The following is a 17470-nucleotide window of genomic DNA, read 5'->3' on the forward strand; positions in this document are numbered from 1 at the left end:
TGTATTACCGCCGGTAATTGAATAACGTTTTTTCGCTATTGCGGCAAGATGTGCGCAGGCTAGAGTATGTATCTTAATCAATTTTTTACTGACTACGACGAGACCATCACCCAATCTTTAAATATTGACCCATTAGGCATGACCATGATTTGGTCGAGCTTGGGTCAAGCCATTTTCAATAATCGTGTGAGCTCAATTTCGAATGATGTGCGCAATTACACGCTCAATCTCGTGCATCATTATGTGATAAAAACCTTAGTCGACAGTGTTGATGCCAAGTTAAGCGGCGAGCTAGAGAAGGTCTATGGACAAATAGACAGCTTGGCTTTTAAGCAAACGTGTTTGATATTTCTCGAAAACGTTTTTGTCTTTTCCATGCTGGCCGCAGAATCGGCAGAAGATGTGCAAACACAAGGCATTTTGGGGGCATCAAAAGCACGCTTAAAGATTTCTCAAAATACGACCAAACGCATACCCAAAGCACCCCTTATTTTCACCCGAGACTCGCAAGAGCAGCTTTTGGTTCGACAGCTGACCTTAGGTGTCAGTGGCCGATATAAAACCCCTTTTATCGAATTATCCTTTTTTGACAAAGCGCTTCGTTATCATCAACCCCACTCTATTCCACAATGGGAAAACGCCCAGGCGTTTATTGTCTCTCATAAGGGGTTGCGCCAATTGGCTGAGACATCTGTTTCGTTTCTAAAAGCATTCATCAAACAAAACCATTTTAAACCCCGTGTGAGTTGGCAAGACATTCCCGAAGCCATAAAGCGCCAGTATGTTGAATGCTTTGCTTCTTCTGAAGTGGTGGGAAGTTACAGCAAAGACTTTTGGTTGAAGGTGACGGCGCTGGATCAAAAAGCCTCTGGTTCGCTTTATCAGGCCATTAGTGAGTTGGGCAGTGACCATTCTTCTGCTCAAGTGTATTTTGAGCGCGCTCTTCAGCTAGAAACCGATGATCAAGAAAAGAAGAGGCTCAATGATATTTGCCAAGTGGAGCCTTTTCTCGCGGAGTGTGAGCTGTTGTTTACCGTATTGATGAGTCAAAAGCTTCAGACAGAGAAAGAGGTTTACGATACCTACTGTGGTTTAAAACGAAATGTGAGTTCAATCATCACGCTTGCACGAGGTTTAGCGACTCTTGATGTGAAATGGTCAGATTCTGCTAGAAAGCGTTATGAAACATTGCTCGAAATGAGAGAGCTGGAAGGTAGTGACGCACAGGCGAATATGACGGTGCTGGTGGATAAACTACTCCAATATCACCACAATATTATGGCGCAGAGAGGGCAGAGCCCTTGGGTCGAAAAAGATCGTCAGGGAAATTATCGGTGTCATGTGGCGCTTCGAAGTCTTCCCGAGCCAGAGAGAAGGCCGTATAAATCTTGGTATCATAGGTATTATCTTGACCAATTTAGCCAGTTAATTCGCGGCTTAGAAGGAAAGGGTCATGACGCAAACATTTAAAATGACGGATGCCTTAAAGCAGCAAGTTCAAGATTTAGGGACGCTAAAATATGCTTGGTTTACCTCTTTTAATCTAAATGTGGACTTTTTCGAACGCCACGTTTTGTCTACGCTGTTGGAAATGGAGCCTCCTCGAAGTCGGATTGATTTTGAGCTGATGCAGCAAAAGCTTAATGGTTCCGTATTAGACAATAGAAAAGCGGGGCCTAGTATTGATGTTAAAGTGTTTGCTGATCAGAGAATGTACGATGCCAATGACGTTAAGCGCACGGCAATAGAGGTGTATGGCGTTGCTCCGGTTTCCATGACTGGCGTGAGGAAAAGTCGTCTGGATAAGAGTTCTTTATTCCACCCCAAGGTGATCTTTCTTCAGGACGATCAGGGAAAAGCTATTTTAGGGGTAGGCAGCGCCAATTTAACGCAAAGTGGTTGGTCAACAAACCAAGAAGTCTTTTCTTTTCATCAGGTCGAATGTGCCCATCAAGCAGAGGCAATACGATGTTTTTTTAAACCACTCTTCAAATTTAATGCTATCAAACACCCATTTAAGTTTGGAAAAACGTTAAGAAAGGCGCCAAGCCCATCCGATTGGTATTTTGTGCATACCTTTTTGAATGCGGAGCGTGGCTCTGAACACACTTCTCTTCTTGGGCATCTTTTGAATGAGCCAAATACAAAGGAACTTGTTGTCTGGTCGCCTTACTTTCCGAGAGACTTAGCTGGGTTTATAGACCGCCTTCGAGGCATCCATTCCAGTGAGGAGTTGACCGTGTGTTTGATTCCAGATTTGGTTGAAAATAAACAAATGCGTACGGAGTGGTCTTCTTCCTTAAATGACCAGATTAATGATCAGCAATTACGGTTTTATCGAAACCCTGTTCAGCCAGATGAACGCAGCGAGCTATGCCACGCTAAGGTCTGGATGACGGAGCACAAATTGGCTATTGGTTCTTGGAACTTTACGGCTCCGGGTTCCAATATTGCACTTGAAGAGGGCGAATCTGGTCATGTGAATGTGGAGGCCGGTGTGGTGTTTAACCATACCCAGCCATTAACGGATGTGCTGAAAGAGTCTTTGACTATTGGTGAAGGTAACTTCATGGAAAGCGTAGAGCTAAATGCGCATGCCCTTGAGGTGGCTGAACTTTTGCCTGTCAATGTGAGAGTGTCATTTGATTGGGAAACACTGACTTACAATTTAGCCGCTGAAAAGGTGGATAAGAGCCAAGTTTTACAAAGCGTAGAAATACGCTTGCCTGATATTATCGGGCCCATATCTTTCGTCTTTGAGACGGATGGCGCTGCTCTTGAACTTAATAAAACGTTGACGGTTGAACCAAGCGAATTACTGGTTAATCACACTTATGAGTTGATCATAAACAGCGATCAACGATACCGTTGTTTCATTGTTGAACACAATAGTGTCATGCGTCGTGTGGAGCAGTTTGACTCGTTAGATGAAATTTTTGACTGTTTAATCTCTGGTCAACCGCTTGTGAATCACCCAAATGCCTCATTGCGAGAGAGCATTTTAAACAATGACCACGATCTGCTCATTGAGCAAGAAGCAGGCTCTTTGGGCTCCCAATCCGCCCCTTCGGCGTTAAGTTATTTCCGAATGTTTCAAGCGATGCATGAATACGAGAAGCGCATTCAGTTGTCGAAGTCAGACGTCATGATTGAGCAGTATGGCTTTGTCATTCCTGGGTGTCTCATTGAGATGAAGAACAGAATCGAGACAGAGCTAGACCGAGAGATGAATGTGTTCAATTGGTATATGGCGCAGGAGTTTAATCGATTAATTAAGTTGGCTAAGTGTAAAGCGAAAGCACCAAGCTTAGAAAAGCGCTTAAGTTCGCTTAGTCTCCGCGACTTGGATAAAGCAAAGGACATAGGCAGTCATAAATATCGTAAATTGATCAAGAAAAAGAGTGATTATGTCACTATCTAATTGGGCAAGGATTACCCCTCAAGAAGTATCAAAGCAGATGAGTTTTGTAGAAGGCGATAAAAGCTGGGCATACAAAGCGGACCAAAACCATTCTATGGCGGCCAAGCAAGCAGAGGGTGTCGCTTACTTATGTCGATTATTGCATCAGCACGGTCTTGCCTTACTCGCTGATGAAGTGGGCATGGGAAAAACCTTTCAAGCCATCGGGATTATTCGCCTGTTACAGCAAGTAAAACCGGATGCCAAAATATTGGTGATTGCCCCCAATAAAGGTCTCTGTATTCAATGGATAGGGGAGTTTGATACATTCGCGAAAAGTCATTGGCGCGGAGGCAGTACAGAGCCTCTTAAGATTGCAGAGCCTCAATCCCAGCTTGAAGATATGGTTAACTTGATCGATAAAGAGCATCATGTTTACTTTACGACGATTCATTCTTTTAGTGGCTTAGCGGACAGTGAAAACGGAAAAATTGCGCAGGCAGAGAGCAAAGCTAAAGCGCTAAATAACCGTGTGATGGAGGCTTTAGGCGGGGAAGGGTTTGATCTTTTAGTGATCGATGAGGCCCATTATTTACGAAATATAGAAGGCGGCTCGCAAAGAGTGGCCGCTGCAAAAGCGTTTTTTGGCGAAGGGGACGAAGCGCTGGCAAAGCAAGTGTTGCTGATGACAGCGACGCCCACCCATTCATCGGTAAATGATGTCGCCAATATCCTTGGTTATTTTGCCCCTGACAGTGAATTGAAAAACAGTGAAACACAAGCGCCTTATGATGCATCAGACCTGTTAACAAGGTACGGATTAAGACGGCACCGTCTTTTAGAAGGCGCTAGTGGTCGTCATTATGCTAAACAACATTATCGTAAAGAGACTGTACTCCCTGTTTCTTTTTCTGGGAATCAGAACGCAGAGCTCTTCTTCGGGCTTTATCAACGGGAATTAGTAAGGAAAGTTCAAGGCAAGGGAGCTAATCGACAGTTTCTCTATGGTTATCTTGAAGGGTTTGAATCCTTTGGTGAGGATAAAGATCAAGCTGATAAAGCTAAACAAGAGAAAAAAGAGAAGCAGGACAAAGAAAAGACTAATAGTGCGTTTAAGAAAGCGGCAGATACTGAGCTTCTGGCTTGTTTGAGTCGAGAATATTATGAATATTATGAATGTTTTGGAGCGTTTCCAGAACATCCAAAATACAAAGCCTTAGTGGATCATTTTGTTCCAAATCAACTGAATCACACAAAGCTGGATAATATTAAACACCTTGTATTTGTTCGTCGTATCCCTTCTGTTAGGGAGCTTACTAAGCGGGTTAATTCACGTTATGACAAGGTATTTGGCGATCAAATATCCGAGGCACTTAACTTAAGCAAGGCTCAAAAGCAAGAATGGCAGAGTACTCAGTGGAGTCGGGTTTGGCTGAACAATCAGTTCAATAAAGAGAATGATCCTACCGGACAAGACGCTCTTACAGATGAAAAAGAAGATGGCGCCGATCTTGATCAGTCGAATAACAGCGATAACTACTTACGGTCACGGATCACCGAATTGTTCGTTGTTAAAAAGCGTGATGAAGAAAATCTGCAGGAAACTCAGAACACGGTGTGTACGAATATCGCGCTGCGCTTTAGAAAGCCTGAAAGTATTTTTTCTATGTTTTTGGAACCCGCTTTGGATTATCTGGAAGAAGATTACCCCTATTTTTGGGAGGCTCAGAGTGGTCAGAGTAAGCGAGCGATGTACGCGACAGCGGCACATCACCAGCGTGCTGAGCGGTATTCGTTTAACGTGACTGATTCTAAGGGCAATGAGAAAAAGGAAGAAGAGCCACTGCCTACTATCTGGAAGTACTTAGTCAATAAGTTGAACGATAAAGAAAAAAGTACACTAAATAGCTGGGACCCATCGACCAAAGAAAACTTTTCGAACTATTTTAAAGCCGGTGTGTTGTTTGCCAGCCCCGTTATGATCGAGCTTTTTTGTTGGCTATATATATTTGATAACGATGTAAGTTTGCATAAGCGTGGTGAAAGTGCCCAACAGCGTTATAAGCGCTTCATCAAAGATTTTTCTGAGAAACTGTCAAAATCAATGCTTCTGTGGTATTTCAAAGCGGCACTGACAACGTTTGAAGATGTGTGTAGAAAGGTTGCTCGTGTGGCGTTAGATAACATAGAGAATGACTGGCATGAGCTTAAAGCGCACAGCTCTCCTGCAGCCTATGCGAGTGGTGAAAGCTCTAATAGAGAAAATTTACAGCTTGGGTTTAATACGCCTTTTTATCCGAATGTGCTGGTGGCGACGTCGGTTTTTCAAGAGGGTGTCAATTTACACCTTCAATGTAATGAGGTGCATCATTATGGCCTGGCTGGCAGCCCAGGGAGTCACGAACAACGCGTAGGTCGTATAGATCGCTTATTCGGCAAAGTGAATCGCCAGTATAAAGATCAACAGCAAAGTGAATTGAGAATAAACTTTCCGTATTTAGAGCATTCCTTTGATGAAGATCAGCTAGCTTCTTTCCTAGAACGTAAAGTGAAGGCTGAAAGTAAATTAGACAAATGCTTAATGGATGACACTGATTCACGAATAGGGACAGAGAAGTCGTATGAATGGAAGTCTTACTTGAAACAACCAGAACGGACAGAAGACAGTACCATTGAAGATCCGTATCCCGCGATATTTTCTGAAGAGAAAGAGTAATAAAAGAGTATTTCAAAAACGATGTAAAATATCGCTTACGACGAGCGGTTAAAAGGCTTGCCTGGCGTAGTGTAAAGTGAGACTGTAAATACGCAGTACGAACAAGGACATAGAGGGAATTTTTAGGCATGGTTGCAGTGGTTCGCGACATTAAATTTACCGAAGCAAGATTAGAGCAAGCTATTATCGAGTTACTCGGTGAGCAGGGCTATCCCCATGTTCTGGGTCAGGACGTGGCGCGAAACGAGCCGTCTCAAGTATTGATTCTGGACGATCTACGACGTTATCTGTCTAAGCAGTATCAGCAAGACGGCATTACGCCCAGCGAAATCGAATCCATTATTCGTCAGTTACAGAGTTTACCCGCCAGCGACCTTTACCGAAGCAACAAAACCTTTTGTCATTGGTTAGCAAATGGTTTTTTGTTTAAACGAGAAGACCGTAACCAAAAAGATTTGTACATTGAGTTGATCGACACACAGCAACTTAATGCCGCTCTCGCTCAATTATTCAACGTATCAGAGACGTTGGCCGACGAGGCTGATTTACAACAAGTCGCTGATCCTGTGCCGCCTTATTTCCTTTCTCCGTCGAACGTATCTTCTGACTCGAATGTTTATAAATTAGTGAATCAACTTGAAATAGAAGGCGTCGATGGGCAAATGCGCATTCCCGATGGCATTTTATATGTGAACGGTTTGCCGTTGGTCGTGTTTGAGTTTAAGTCTGCGGTACGAGAAAAAAGCGCTTCGGTTTATGATGCGTGGAAACAAATTTGTATTCGCTATAAACGCGACATTCCACAACTCTTTGTTTATAACGCCTTTACCATCATCAGTGATGGCGTGAATAATAAGCTTGGTAACCTGTTTGCGCCTTACGAATATTATTATGCGTGGCGCAAGGAAACTGGCTTTGAATCTGCCGAAAAAGACGGCATTAATTCCCTTTACACCATGATCCAGGGTTTGTTCAACAAGACGCGATTATTGGACGTGGCGAAGAACTTTGTCTTCTTTCCCGACACCACGAAAAAAGAAATCAAGGTGTGTTGTCGTTACCCTCAATATTATGCGGCTCGCAAGCTGTATTTTAATATTTTAAAGGAACGCAAGCCCCAAGGCTCAGGTAAGGGCGGCACTTACTTTGGTGCGACAGGCTGTGGCAAAAGCTACACCATGCAGTTCTTGTGTCGTTTATTGATGAAGAGCATCGACTTTGAAAGTCCCACCATTGTCTTAATCACGGATCGTACCGATTTGGACGATCAGCTTTCTAAGCAGTTTGAAGACGCTACTAACTACATTGGTGACGACACCATTGTGTCGGTCAGCAGCCGTGAAGATTTGCGGGCTAAGTTACAAGGTATCAAGAGTGGTGGCGTGTTTCTGACGACCATCCATAAGTTTACCGAAGACCTGCAATTACTCTCTGAGCGCACCAATATCATTTGTATTTCAGACGAAGCTCATCGTTCTCAAGTGAATCTCGACAAAAAAACCGTGATCAAATACAGCGAAGGCAAAGCCATTTCGATGAAAGAAACCTACGGCTTTGCCAAGTATTTGCACGACTCTTTGCCGAACGCCACTTATGTAGGTTTCACCGGCACGCCCATAGACGCCACGCTGGATGTATTTGGCCAAGCCATCGACAGCTACACCATGACCGAAGCGGTGAACGACGAAATCACGGTTCGCATTGTCTACGAAGGCCGCGCCGCGAAAGTCTTTTTGGATAATAGCAAATTAGCGGAAGTTGAAAAATACTACGACGATTGCGCCGCAGAAGGCTCCAGTGAACATCAAATAGAAGAGAGTAAAAAAGCCTCGGCCAATATGAATGCGATTCTGGGCGACCCTGACCGCATTGACGCCTTGGCGAAAGACTTTGTTTTCCATTATGAAAGCCGAGTGAACGAAGGTTCTTCTATTAAAGGCAAAGCCATGTTTGTCTGCTCGAACCGTGAGATTGCCTATGATTTTTATAAAGCGGTTAAAGCACTGCGACCAGTTTGGTTTGAAAAACGCCAAACCGCCGATGAGGTTGAGTTAACTGAGAAAGAACAAAAAGAGCTTATGTCTCTGGAACGGGTGCAAATGGTAATGACCCGTAACAAAGATGACGTAGCCGAGATGTATCAGCTGGTCGGGACAAAAGATCATCGCAAAGAACTGGATCGCCAATTCAAAAATGCGAAATCCAATTTCAAAATCGCCATCGTAGTGGACATGTGGCTTACTGGGTTTGACGTGCCAGAGCTAGATACCATTTACATTGATAAGCCGTTACAGAAGCATAATTTGATTCAAACTATTTCTCGGGTAAACCGTAAGTTTGAAGGCAAAGAAAAAGGCTTGGTGGTGGATTACATCGGCATTAAATCTCGTATGAATCAAGCCTTGGCCATGTATTCCAAAGCCGACACAAGCAGTTTAGAAGATGTGAATTTGTCGGTCGTGGAAGTAAAAAACCACTTGGATTTACTCAAGCAAATGTTTCACAGCTTTGATGTTTCACCGTATTTTAGTGACGAGCCACGTTTGCAATTGGAGTGTTTAAACCAAGGGGCCGAATTCGTCTTACAAACCAAAAAGGGTGAAAACCGTTTTATGGGCTTGGTTAAGCGTTTAAAAGCCGCTTACGATATTTGCTGTGGCAGTGATCGTATTGATCAAACCGAACGCAACCTGATTCATTTTTATATCTCCGTGCGGTCTATTGTCTTCAAATTAACCAAAGGCGACGCCCCCGATACTGCGCAAATGAATAACCGCGTAAGAGAACTAATCGCCGAAGCACTTAGAGCGGATGGGGTGGAAGAGATTTACACCATTGGCGAAGACAAAGCCGACGCCATCGATATTTTCGATGAAGAATATTTAGCGCGGATCAATAAAATCAAACTGCCTAACACCAAGATTCAACTGCTGCAAAAAATGCTGCAAAAAGCCATTAGTGAATTTAAAAAAGTGAACCAAGTGAAAGGCATCGACTTTTCCTCACGTTTTGAAGCCTTGGTAGAACAATACAACGAACGCCGAGAAAACGATGAACTCAACGGCGAAGAGTTCGACACCTTTAGCCAAGAAATGACCGACATGATCTACGACATGGCAAAAGAAATGGGCTCCTTTGCTGACCTCGGAATCGACCTAGAAGAAAAAGCCTTCTTCGACATCTTAGAACACATGCAAAAGAAATATGACTTTAGTTATGATGCTGGCAAAATGCTTGAACTCGCTAAAGCCATGAAAGTCATCGTCGACGATGTCTCCAAATACCCAGACTTTGCCAAACGCGATGATATTAAAGCCACACTCAAAGTTGATTTAATACTGCTGCTACATAAATACGGATTCCCTCCCGTCGCCAACGACGACGTGTACAAAAGCGTGTTAGAGCAGGCGGAGAACTATAAAAAATACAATTCGAATTAGTATGACCGTTTCAATATTAGGTATAGCACTCGAAAGAGTGTGGGGGATGAATAGGTATTTTTAGTATGTTGAAGATTGAAGATTTAATTTTTAAAGAAATCAAAAATAACCCACATATTAAAGCTAGAGATATAGCCAAAAAGCTATCTCTTGATCGTAAGCTTGTTAATAAATACCTTTATGGTCAATTGAAAGATAAAGTTTTGAAAAGTTCAGATTTCACATGGTCTTTAAAAAATATAAACCAAAAGGAATTCAAGAAAGGAATGGAGAATATGTCGAATACTCAGGAGGACTCTAATTTTTCATTCGATTCCTTGCAGGCTATTAGAAATAGATTGTTAGACCTTACTGGGCGAAACAGACTGCTTAATTTTAATCATGGCAAATCGGGATTTATAAGAGTTGTAGATGAAATGCCGGATCAATTAGCTTCTAATATACTTGAAGGTGATTCTTTTACTTTTATACCTGTTGCGGAACCATTGCGAGAAGAATTAATTGAGAATGGATATATCCTTATTGATGATAGCCAAGAGGTAAAAGTAAAAGCTGATCCAAGTGCTAAAGAATGGGCAAAAGTCAAAGGGTTTAATACAAGCTATGAGCTGCCATTAAGTATTAAATCTAAAGATTCAAAGCATAACGATACCAATATCCAATCGCTTCTTTATCCACGAGAGCTAGAAGCACAGTTACGTAACATTCGAACCAAGGCAAATACTGCTATTGAAGAAACTGGCGCAAATATCCTTTATTTAGCATTTGGCTTTCTTGAGTGGTTTGAAGATGAAAAATCAAACGTAAAAAAACAAGCTCCATTGTATTTGATGCCGGTAAAAATTGATAAAGCTTCATTAAATAAAGATCTTGGTACATATACTTACACTATTGAATACACAGGCGAAGATATAATTTCAAATTTATCTTTGAGAGAAAAGCTAAAACATGATTTTCATCTTGAACTGCCGGAATTAACGGTAGACGTTCTACCAGAAGAATACTTAAAGAATGTTGAAAGCCAATTTTTACAACATAAACCTAAATGGAAGGTTAAGCGTTTTGCTACGCTATCTATGTTCGATTTCGGAAAGTTATTAATGTACTTGGATTTAGATCCTGCTCGCTGGCCTGAAGGTGCGAAAAACATTCAAAACCACTCAATTCTTAAAAAGTTCTTTGCTAAACAAGGTGTTGATGATGGTAATGGAAGTAACACAAGTTTCGGTGAAGAGTATCTAATAGATAAGCTTGATGATGTACATCAACAATATCCATTAATAGACGATGCAGATAGCTCACAGCACAGTGCGTTGGTTGATGCTATTCAGGGAAAAGACTTAGTTATCGAAGGTCCTCCAGGCTCTGGTAAATCTCAAACCATTACTAATTTAATCGCAGCGGCTATCTCTCAAGGTAAGAAAGTACTTTTTGTTGCTGAGAAAATGGCTGCACTTCAAGTCGTAAAATCTAGACTGTCTAGAGCTGGTTTAGGTGATTTTTGTCTAGAACTACACAGTCATAAAACACAGAAAAAACAAGTATATGAAAATATAGCCAAGCGAATAAACAACCAAGATGATTATCGTTACCCGTCAACAATTGATATTGATATCCAAATGTATGAAGAGAAAAAAGAAGCATTAACTCGTTATGCAAATTTGATCAACAGCACATGGAAAAACACAGGGAGAACAATTCATCAAATCTTTTCTACAGCAACACGGTATCGTGAAGAATTCGCAAATATTTCGTTAGAAGATATTAAGCCTGATCACATTAATGGCCAAAGATTCGATGAAATATCATCAAGAAGAACTACAGATGAACTTAAGAAATATACTGATGTTTTTGATGAGGTGAAAAAACAATTCGGTTCAGAGGCTGAGTTATCAGACCATCCTTGGTTTGGTGTCTACAATAAATCAATCCAGCTATTTGATTGTGATGATGTATGCAAGCTGTTGGTTGCTTGGAATAGCACTATTGCTGATTTAGAAGAATCAGTTAAGCCATTTAATGAACAACTTAACAGCGATATAGTGAATGATATTAGCTCATTGAAGCAAGTATTAGCTGACAGTAATAAGATACCTAAACTAAAAGGTTCGGAATATCTTCAAGCTCTAAAATTAATAACCGATCAGAAAGCCAATGAATTAACCGAATACATCAAGCGATTTAAAACGACATCTGCGCAGTTAGAGTCGTTGAAAGAATTATTTGAGCTAACCGTTTTAAGCGAAGGTGAAAGCCTAGAGCACTTTACAAAATCGAATCAAAATTTACAAAAAGAGTGTAAAAATCTCGAATTAAAGCTAACTAATATTTTTCAACAGTTGCAGCAGCTTAAAACATTAAGAGACGTAAGTCTTTCGCTTTCAGATGATTTAAAAACATTAACTGAGCAAGACACCAGCTTATCTAACTTATTATCCTCATCGTATAATGGCTTTTTAGAATGTAAGCAGTATTTTGAACATATTAACGCCCTTGATATCACGTTAATATCTAGAAGGCATGAGCTATTTGATAATGAACTTTTAGACCGTCACCTAGCTAATTTAGAAGAGCTTCTTCCTAAAATTCAACCTCTACACAAGAGCTTAGAACAACACTTTAACCTAGAAAATTTACCTACAGAAAATGAACTAAAAGAAATTGATAGCATTATGAAAAATGCAGGAATTTTCTGTTGGTTTAGTAGTGAGTGGCGAGCAGCTAAATCAAAACTGCTTATGTATGCTAAGGGTTTGAAGCCTAAAGCTAAAAAGTTAGTACCATTTATTGCTAGCTTAACAGCGTATCGAGAGTTGATAGATCAATTAAACAAAGAATCCGCTTACCAAACTTTGCTACAACATGAGTTTAAAGGGATTGATACACCAATAGCTGAAGTCATCAGCCTTAGAGCGTGGTATAAAGATATTCGTGCCTCGTATGGTGTAGGCTTTGGTAACAAAGTGTCTTTTGCTAATTCATTATTTTCTATCGAGAGTGAATTATTTAAAGGGTTAAAGCATTTAGCTGCATCAAAATCACTTGCAGAATTCGAGCAGTTTTCTCAATTGTTTCCTCAACTTGAAAGTGTTTTTTCTCATCCATTATTTGACGATAAAAATACAGATTTGTCAGCAGATGTTGGTATTTCATCGTTTGTTGATGAACTAGAAAGCGATATTAGAACTTTACAATTCTTATCTAAGAAAGACTTTACTTTAAGTCAGTTAACAAAATGTATTGAACAAGTTTCAACTTTAGTGAGTGCAGAGCATGTACTTAATGAGAATGATATTGTTCGAGAGTTATTTGATGAAAGTACTCAATTATCAATTAGAAATGATTCTAGAACGCAACTCATAAAAATAGAATCTACATTAGAACTAAGTAGAGCAATTAATTTTCTCGAATCAGAGCCTTTAAAAGAGTACTTATTAAGTAATGTTAGCAGTGAAGCACTTCAGATAATTAAGGGGAATTTAGAAAATATTTCAATTGTGTTTAATAGCTATCAACATACATTACAGGAGTTTTCTCACAAAGTTGATTTGGATGAGAATGCCTGGTTTAAAGGCACAAATGGTAAATTAACGCTCATGCAAGAACGTAATAACAAAGCCATTAGCCAACCTCGCTGGTTAAGTACTTGGGTAGACTTTATAAGAATAAGATCATCCTTATCAGATAAAGGATTAGAAAATTTATTACATAACACCGAAATTGGTGCTTTAGATTTAGAAAATATTGAACAAATCTATGTTTACTCAGTATTTGATATTCTAGCCAGAGAAATCATAAATGAAAATGAGGAGTTAGCTTATTTTTCAGGAGCCGACCAAAATGCAATTCGTAAACAATTTAGAGAATACGACAATAAGCTAAAAACATTACAACAAGAGAAAATAGCTTATCAAGTCGCACAAACCGGCGTGTCTAACATCGTTTCTGGTATTTCTAGCGGCAAGGTTTCTTCTTACACAGAAATGGGGCTTATCAATAATGAGGTGAACAAAAAAACTCGTCACGCACCGATAAGGCAACTAGTTAGACGAGCAGGTAAATCTTTAGTGGCTTTAAAACCCTGCTTCATGATGGGGCCAAATTCAGTAGCGCAATACCTAGCACCTGGGGAATTAGAGTTTGACTTGGTTGTGATGGACGAAGCATCACAAATTAAACCTCAAGATGCTTTAGGTACTATTGCTAGAGGTAAACAATTAGTTGTTGTTGGCGACCCTAAACAGTTACCACCAACTAGTTTTTTTGACAAAGCAGTTGATAACGATGATGAAGATACCACAGCGATAGAGCAATCAGAAAGCATCCTTGATGTCTCTTTTCCTATGTTCCATGCTCGTAGGTTACGTTGGCATTATCGCTCGCGTCACGAAAGCTTAATCGCCTTTTCAAACCAAGAGTTTTACGACAGTAACTTAGTGGTATTCCCATCACCATCAAGTAAAAGTGATGAATTTGGTATTAAATTTACTCATGTAAAAAGTGGTCGCTTTGTAAATCAGCATAACATTGAAGAAGCGAAGGTGATTGCCGAAGCAGTGAGAAATCATTTATTGCATCGCCCACATGAGTCGTTAGGTGTGGTTGCTATGAGTTCAAAACAGCGAGAGCAAATAGAGCGTTGTGTGGAAGAACTATCTAAAGATGACCCTCAATTTAGAGATGTACTGGCGGATAACGCTAATACAGATGAAGCATTATTCCTTAAAAACCTTGAAAATGTGCAAGGTGATGAAAGAGACGTGATCTATATTTCATGCACCTACGGTCCTCAAGAAGCAGGTGCGGCTCAAATGCCACAGCGTTTTGGCCCAATTAATTCAGCCGCAGGTGGTAGACGCTTAAACGTCTTATTTACCCGTTCTAAAAAACGTATGCATGTTTTCAGTTCGATGACCGAAGGGCATATTGTCGCCTCAGAAACATCAAGCCCCGGAGTGAAAGCGCTGAAAAGCTTTTTAAGCTTTGCCCAGACTGGCAAACTTCAACAGCAAAAACATACTGGCAAACAGCCAGATAGCGATTTTGAAATTTCAGTGATGAACGCCCTAAAACTTGAAGGGTTCAATTGTGTGCCACAAGTTGGGGTTGCCGGTTACTTTATTGACCTAGCTGTACAAGATCCAGGGCAGCCTGGCCGATATTTAATGGGCGTGGAATGTGATGGAGCAACATACCACTCTGCTAAATCTGCTCGTGATAGAGACAGATTGCGTCAGTCGGTATTAGAAGGTTTAGGTTGGAATATTAAACGAATTTGGTCAACCGACTGGTTTAAAAACCCGCAGGCTCAATTAAAACCGGTTATTGAAGCACTTCATCAGCTAAAAACTGAAGTACCTGAACATGCAGAAATAGAATCTGAAGTAGAAGATATTGAAAGTGTTATCGAGCACGAGAGCCAGGTATTAGACGAACTAGATAGGTTTATTCAAACAAATGATTTATTAGAGGACAAACTTCAAAAGTTTGCTGAGGAAGTTATCCCTACTACCGATGAAGTGCCTTTGGCAAGTAGGCTGCTAAGACCTGCTATGATAGCCGCTTTATGTGAATTTAAACCTATTTCAAAAAGTGAATTTCTGGAGCTAATACCTTCATATCTCCGTACAGCTACATCTAACAAACATGGAGGATATCTTGAGCAAGTACTCAATCTTATTGCTCAAGATGAAAAGGAAATTTAGAGATATGTAATATTTAAGCCTAAACTGAAGTGTATAAACTGCGTAGATATCAATCTACGCAGGCTTTGAATTTTACTTTTAATCGCCAATTAATCTCTTTTCCCATATTTTGAAAGGAGTCTGGTTCTTAAGTTGGATTAATTCCTTGCCTACGATTTCAATATTGAGGTTTTTATAAACCTTAGCTGTGAGATCAACGCAAAACTCATAATCGTTAGTATTTGAGTGTTGCTGATAAAGCTCTAAGCTACTGTAATAATTGGTTTTTTTGTTGAAATGCTGTACTAATTTTAAGCAATGCTCCTTAATTTGGATGTCAGTGATGGCGTTTATACGTTCGAATAATGATAAATAAATTTTATTGTTTGGCTTTACAGTCTGGCTTTTATTTAAAAAAGTTATTTCAGAATTTAGTGTGTTATTAGTCACTGACTCATACCACGCTAAGTAAAAAAAGTACCCATGTTTATAGTTCTTTACAGCAGCCTCAAGCATGATGTAGTCGTTTACCTTTTTTTCTAGCCGCTGAAAATTATCACCAAGTAGACGGAGCTCTAATTCACCAGTTCCTTCAATATCGGTGATAATTGCTACGCGCTGGGGGTAATTGCTTTCATTATGAATGACGTTTAACTTTTTCAAAAAATAACACCCCTTGAATCGGACTAGATTACTAATATCATCTAAATCTGGTTGGGTGGCGGAGCGAGCTTGTAAGTTACGCATGACGAATCTCCAATTTGGTGTTTAGTAATTTTTCCATGGCACTGCCATCCATTCTGGTTAGATTGGGAACGTATCGAGAGTAGACGCGAAATAACATTTCGGTATTTGCATGGCCCATTTGTCGGGCAATCCACTCTGGTGACTCTCCTGAGGCTAACCAGAATGTCGCGGCTGTGTGTCGTGTTTGATAAGGCCTTCTTTTTTCGATACCTAAGCTGCCAAGTAAGGGGTACCAAACCCGTTTGGTAACATTGTTATGGCTTAGTGCTTCGCCTTCACGATTGCAAAAGACAAACTTATTAAAATGAGCAGAATGTTTTTGCTGACGCTTTAATGCCTCAAAAACCGGTGTGCTCATTTGGATATCACGAAGAGAAGATTCGGTCTTGGTTTCGTCCTCTGCACCAGCAACGATAGTTTCACGGATCTTGATTAGCCTTTTTTCGAAATCAACGTACTTCCATTTAAGACCATCAATTTCACCTGTGCGCATTCCTGTAAAGAAACGTACGAGAAAATAGTCTCGGTAATCAGGTCGAACTTTACTGAGAATTCTATTTACTTCAGTCACTGTAAAAGGGTGCGCGTCCGTCTTTGGTGACTTTAATGGTTTAATGCGAATGTAGGGCGTGATAAAGTTAAATTCATCGGCAGCGTCCTCGAAGATGCGTTTCAATGGATTCATGATCTTATTAATACGAGTGTTAGATAGGCTTTCTTTACTGTTTCGTCCAGGTACTTTGGCGAGAACTGTGCGAAACGTAAGCAGATCATTTCTTGTGATGCTGTCGATTTTCTTGTCACCAAAAAATGGCAGATAATGTTTATTGATGATGCTTTCTACATTGATTATATGAGACCGTCTCCAACTTACTTTATTGTGTTTGAACCAGGTTTCAACAAACACAGAAAAGACTTCAGCTTCTTTTCGTCCTTGCTGTTCCAGCCAAAGATCAGGCTCGTACGTTTTTTGTTCTATATCTGAGAAGTAACCACTCATTTTGCTTTCTGGAAAACGCATGGCGTATCTGAAGGTACCTGCAATGATTTCAGACTCGACCTGTGTGAGTAGCTTTTCAAGCTTACGCTTATTTGCAATGGTCGCTTTCAGCGCTGTTTGTTCTCTGCAACGTTTCCCCATGTATCGAAAATCAAGGTAAAGAGTGTTTGTTTCTTTGCGTACGCTGACACTTGCCATAACTACATCTCCTCTGAGTAGGCCAAAGCCAGTGAGTCTTCCACTAGGCTTAACATGTCTTGCTCGACATTTTCCCAAATAAAAAGAATTTTTCTTCTATTGAAAGGGCGTATGTAGTGACGTCCTTCAAATAGGCAGCTATCCACTAAATCGTTACGGATAGTGCGAACGTTATAATGGATTCTCTCTGCGAGCTGTTCTGTGGTAAGGTAAGTGTTCATAGTTATCTCCTCAAATGAGTAAATATATCATTATTTGATAATATATATTATCAATATGATCAAT

General features: G+C 40.4%; 8 protein-coding genes. 5 read left to right on the forward strand and 3 right to left on the reverse strand.

Annotation, left to right across the window (positions count from 1 at the left end; all coding sequences use genetic code 11):
- The first annotated feature begins 66 nt into the window (after positions 1 to 66).
- From E0D71_RS11060 to hhe, 5 genes are all read left to right on the forward strand, one after another.
- Positions 67 to 1470, forward strand: a complete 1404-nt coding sequence (locus tag E0D71_RS11060; protein ID WP_133003378.1) for a hypothetical protein — start codon at positions 67 to 69, stop codon at positions 1468 to 1470.
- Positions 1454 to 3421 carry a hypothetical protein gene (locus E0D71_RS11065; protein WP_133003379.1) on the forward strand — a complete coding sequence of 656 codons (1968 nt, stop codon included), beginning with the start codon at positions 1454 to 1456 and terminating at the stop codon, positions 3419 to 3421. Before E0D71_RS11060 ends, E0D71_RS11065 begins: the two co-directional genes overlap by 17 nt.
- The gene (locus E0D71_RS11070; protein ID WP_133003380.1) at positions 3408 to 6116 is read left to right on the forward strand and encodes a DEAD/DEAH box helicase; all 2709 of its coding nucleotides are present in this window, start codon (positions 3408 to 3410) and stop codon (positions 6114 to 6116) included. The genes E0D71_RS11065 and E0D71_RS11070 overlap by 14 nt, the downstream gene beginning before the upstream one ends.
- A gap of 128 nt (positions 6117 to 6244) precedes the next feature.
- A complete protein-coding gene (locus tag E0D71_RS11075) occupies positions 6245 to 9556 on the forward strand; it encodes an HsdR family type I site-specific deoxyribonuclease (RefSeq protein WP_133003381.1) in 3312 nt (1103 codons plus the stop codon).
- A gap of 65 nt (positions 9557 to 9621) precedes the next feature.
- Positions 9622 to 15261, forward strand: coding sequence for a DUF4011 domain-containing anti-phage protein Hhe (hhe, locus tag E0D71_RS11080; RefSeq protein ID WP_165942987.1), 5640 nt, complete (start codon positions 9622 to 9624; stop codon positions 15259 to 15261).
- Positions 15262 to 15339: 78 nt separating this feature from the next.
- Here hhe and E0D71_RS11085 read toward each other — a convergent pair whose 3' ends face one another.
- The 3 genes from E0D71_RS11085 to E0D71_RS11095 are packed head-to-tail and all read right to left on the reverse strand — an operon-like array spanning position 15340 to position 17406.
- A complete protein-coding gene (locus E0D71_RS11085; RefSeq protein ID WP_133003382.1) occupies positions 15340 to 15987 on the reverse strand; it encodes a hypothetical protein in 648 nt (215 codons plus the stop codon).
- Entirely contained in the window at positions 15980 to 17185 is a 1206-nt protein-coding gene (locus E0D71_RS11090; RefSeq protein WP_133003383.1) for a site-specific integrase, read from the reverse strand. Before E0D71_RS11090 ends, E0D71_RS11085 begins: the two co-directional genes overlap by 8 nt.
- A 2-nt stretch (positions 17186 to 17187) precedes the next feature.
- Positions 17188 to 17406 (reverse strand): hypothetical protein, encoded by a 219-nt coding sequence (locus E0D71_RS11095; protein WP_133003384.1) that lies wholly within the window; start codon positions 17404 to 17406, stop codon positions 17188 to 17190.
- Between the last annotated feature and the right edge of the window lie 64 nt (positions 17407 to 17470).

Source organism: Marinomonas sp. KMM3893, assembly GCF_004352855.1.
Classification (GTDB): domain Bacteria; phylum Pseudomonadota; class Gammaproteobacteria; order Pseudomonadales; family Marinomonadaceae; genus Marinomonas; species Marinomonas arenicola.

What these genes read in the sequence shown, in the direction of transcription:
- E0D71_RS11065 (WP_133003379.1), top strand. Translation starts at nt 1,454, where the DNA reads ATGACGCAAACATTTAAAATGACGGATGCCTTAAAGCAGCAAGTTCAA.
- E0D71_RS11060 (WP_133003378.1), top strand. Translation starts at nt 67, where the DNA reads ATGTATCTTAATCAATTTTTTACTGACTACGACGAGACCATCACCCAA.
- E0D71_RS11070 (WP_133003380.1), top strand. Translation starts at nt 3,408, where the DNA reads ATGTCACTATCTAATTGGGCAAGGATTACCCCTCAAGAAGTATCAAAG.
- hhe (WP_165942987.1), top strand. Translation starts at nt 9,622, where the DNA reads ATGTTGAAGATTGAAGATTTAATTTTTAAAGAAATCAAAAATAACCCA.
- E0D71_RS11090 (WP_133003383.1), bottom strand. Translation starts at nt 17,185, where the DNA reads ATGGCAAGTGTCAGCGTACGCAAAGAAACAAACACTCTTTACCTTGAT.
- E0D71_RS11095 (WP_133003384.1), bottom strand. Translation starts at nt 17,406, where the DNA reads ATGAACACTTACCTTACCACAGAACAGCTCGCAGAGAGAATCCATTAT.
- E0D71_RS11075 (WP_133003381.1), top strand. Translation starts at nt 6,245, where the DNA reads ATGGTTGCAGTGGTTCGCGACATTAAATTTACCGAAGCAAGATTAGAG.
- E0D71_RS11085 (WP_133003382.1), bottom strand. Translation starts at nt 15,987, where the DNA reads ATGCGTAACTTACAAGCTCGCTCCGCCACCCAACCAGATTTAGATGAT.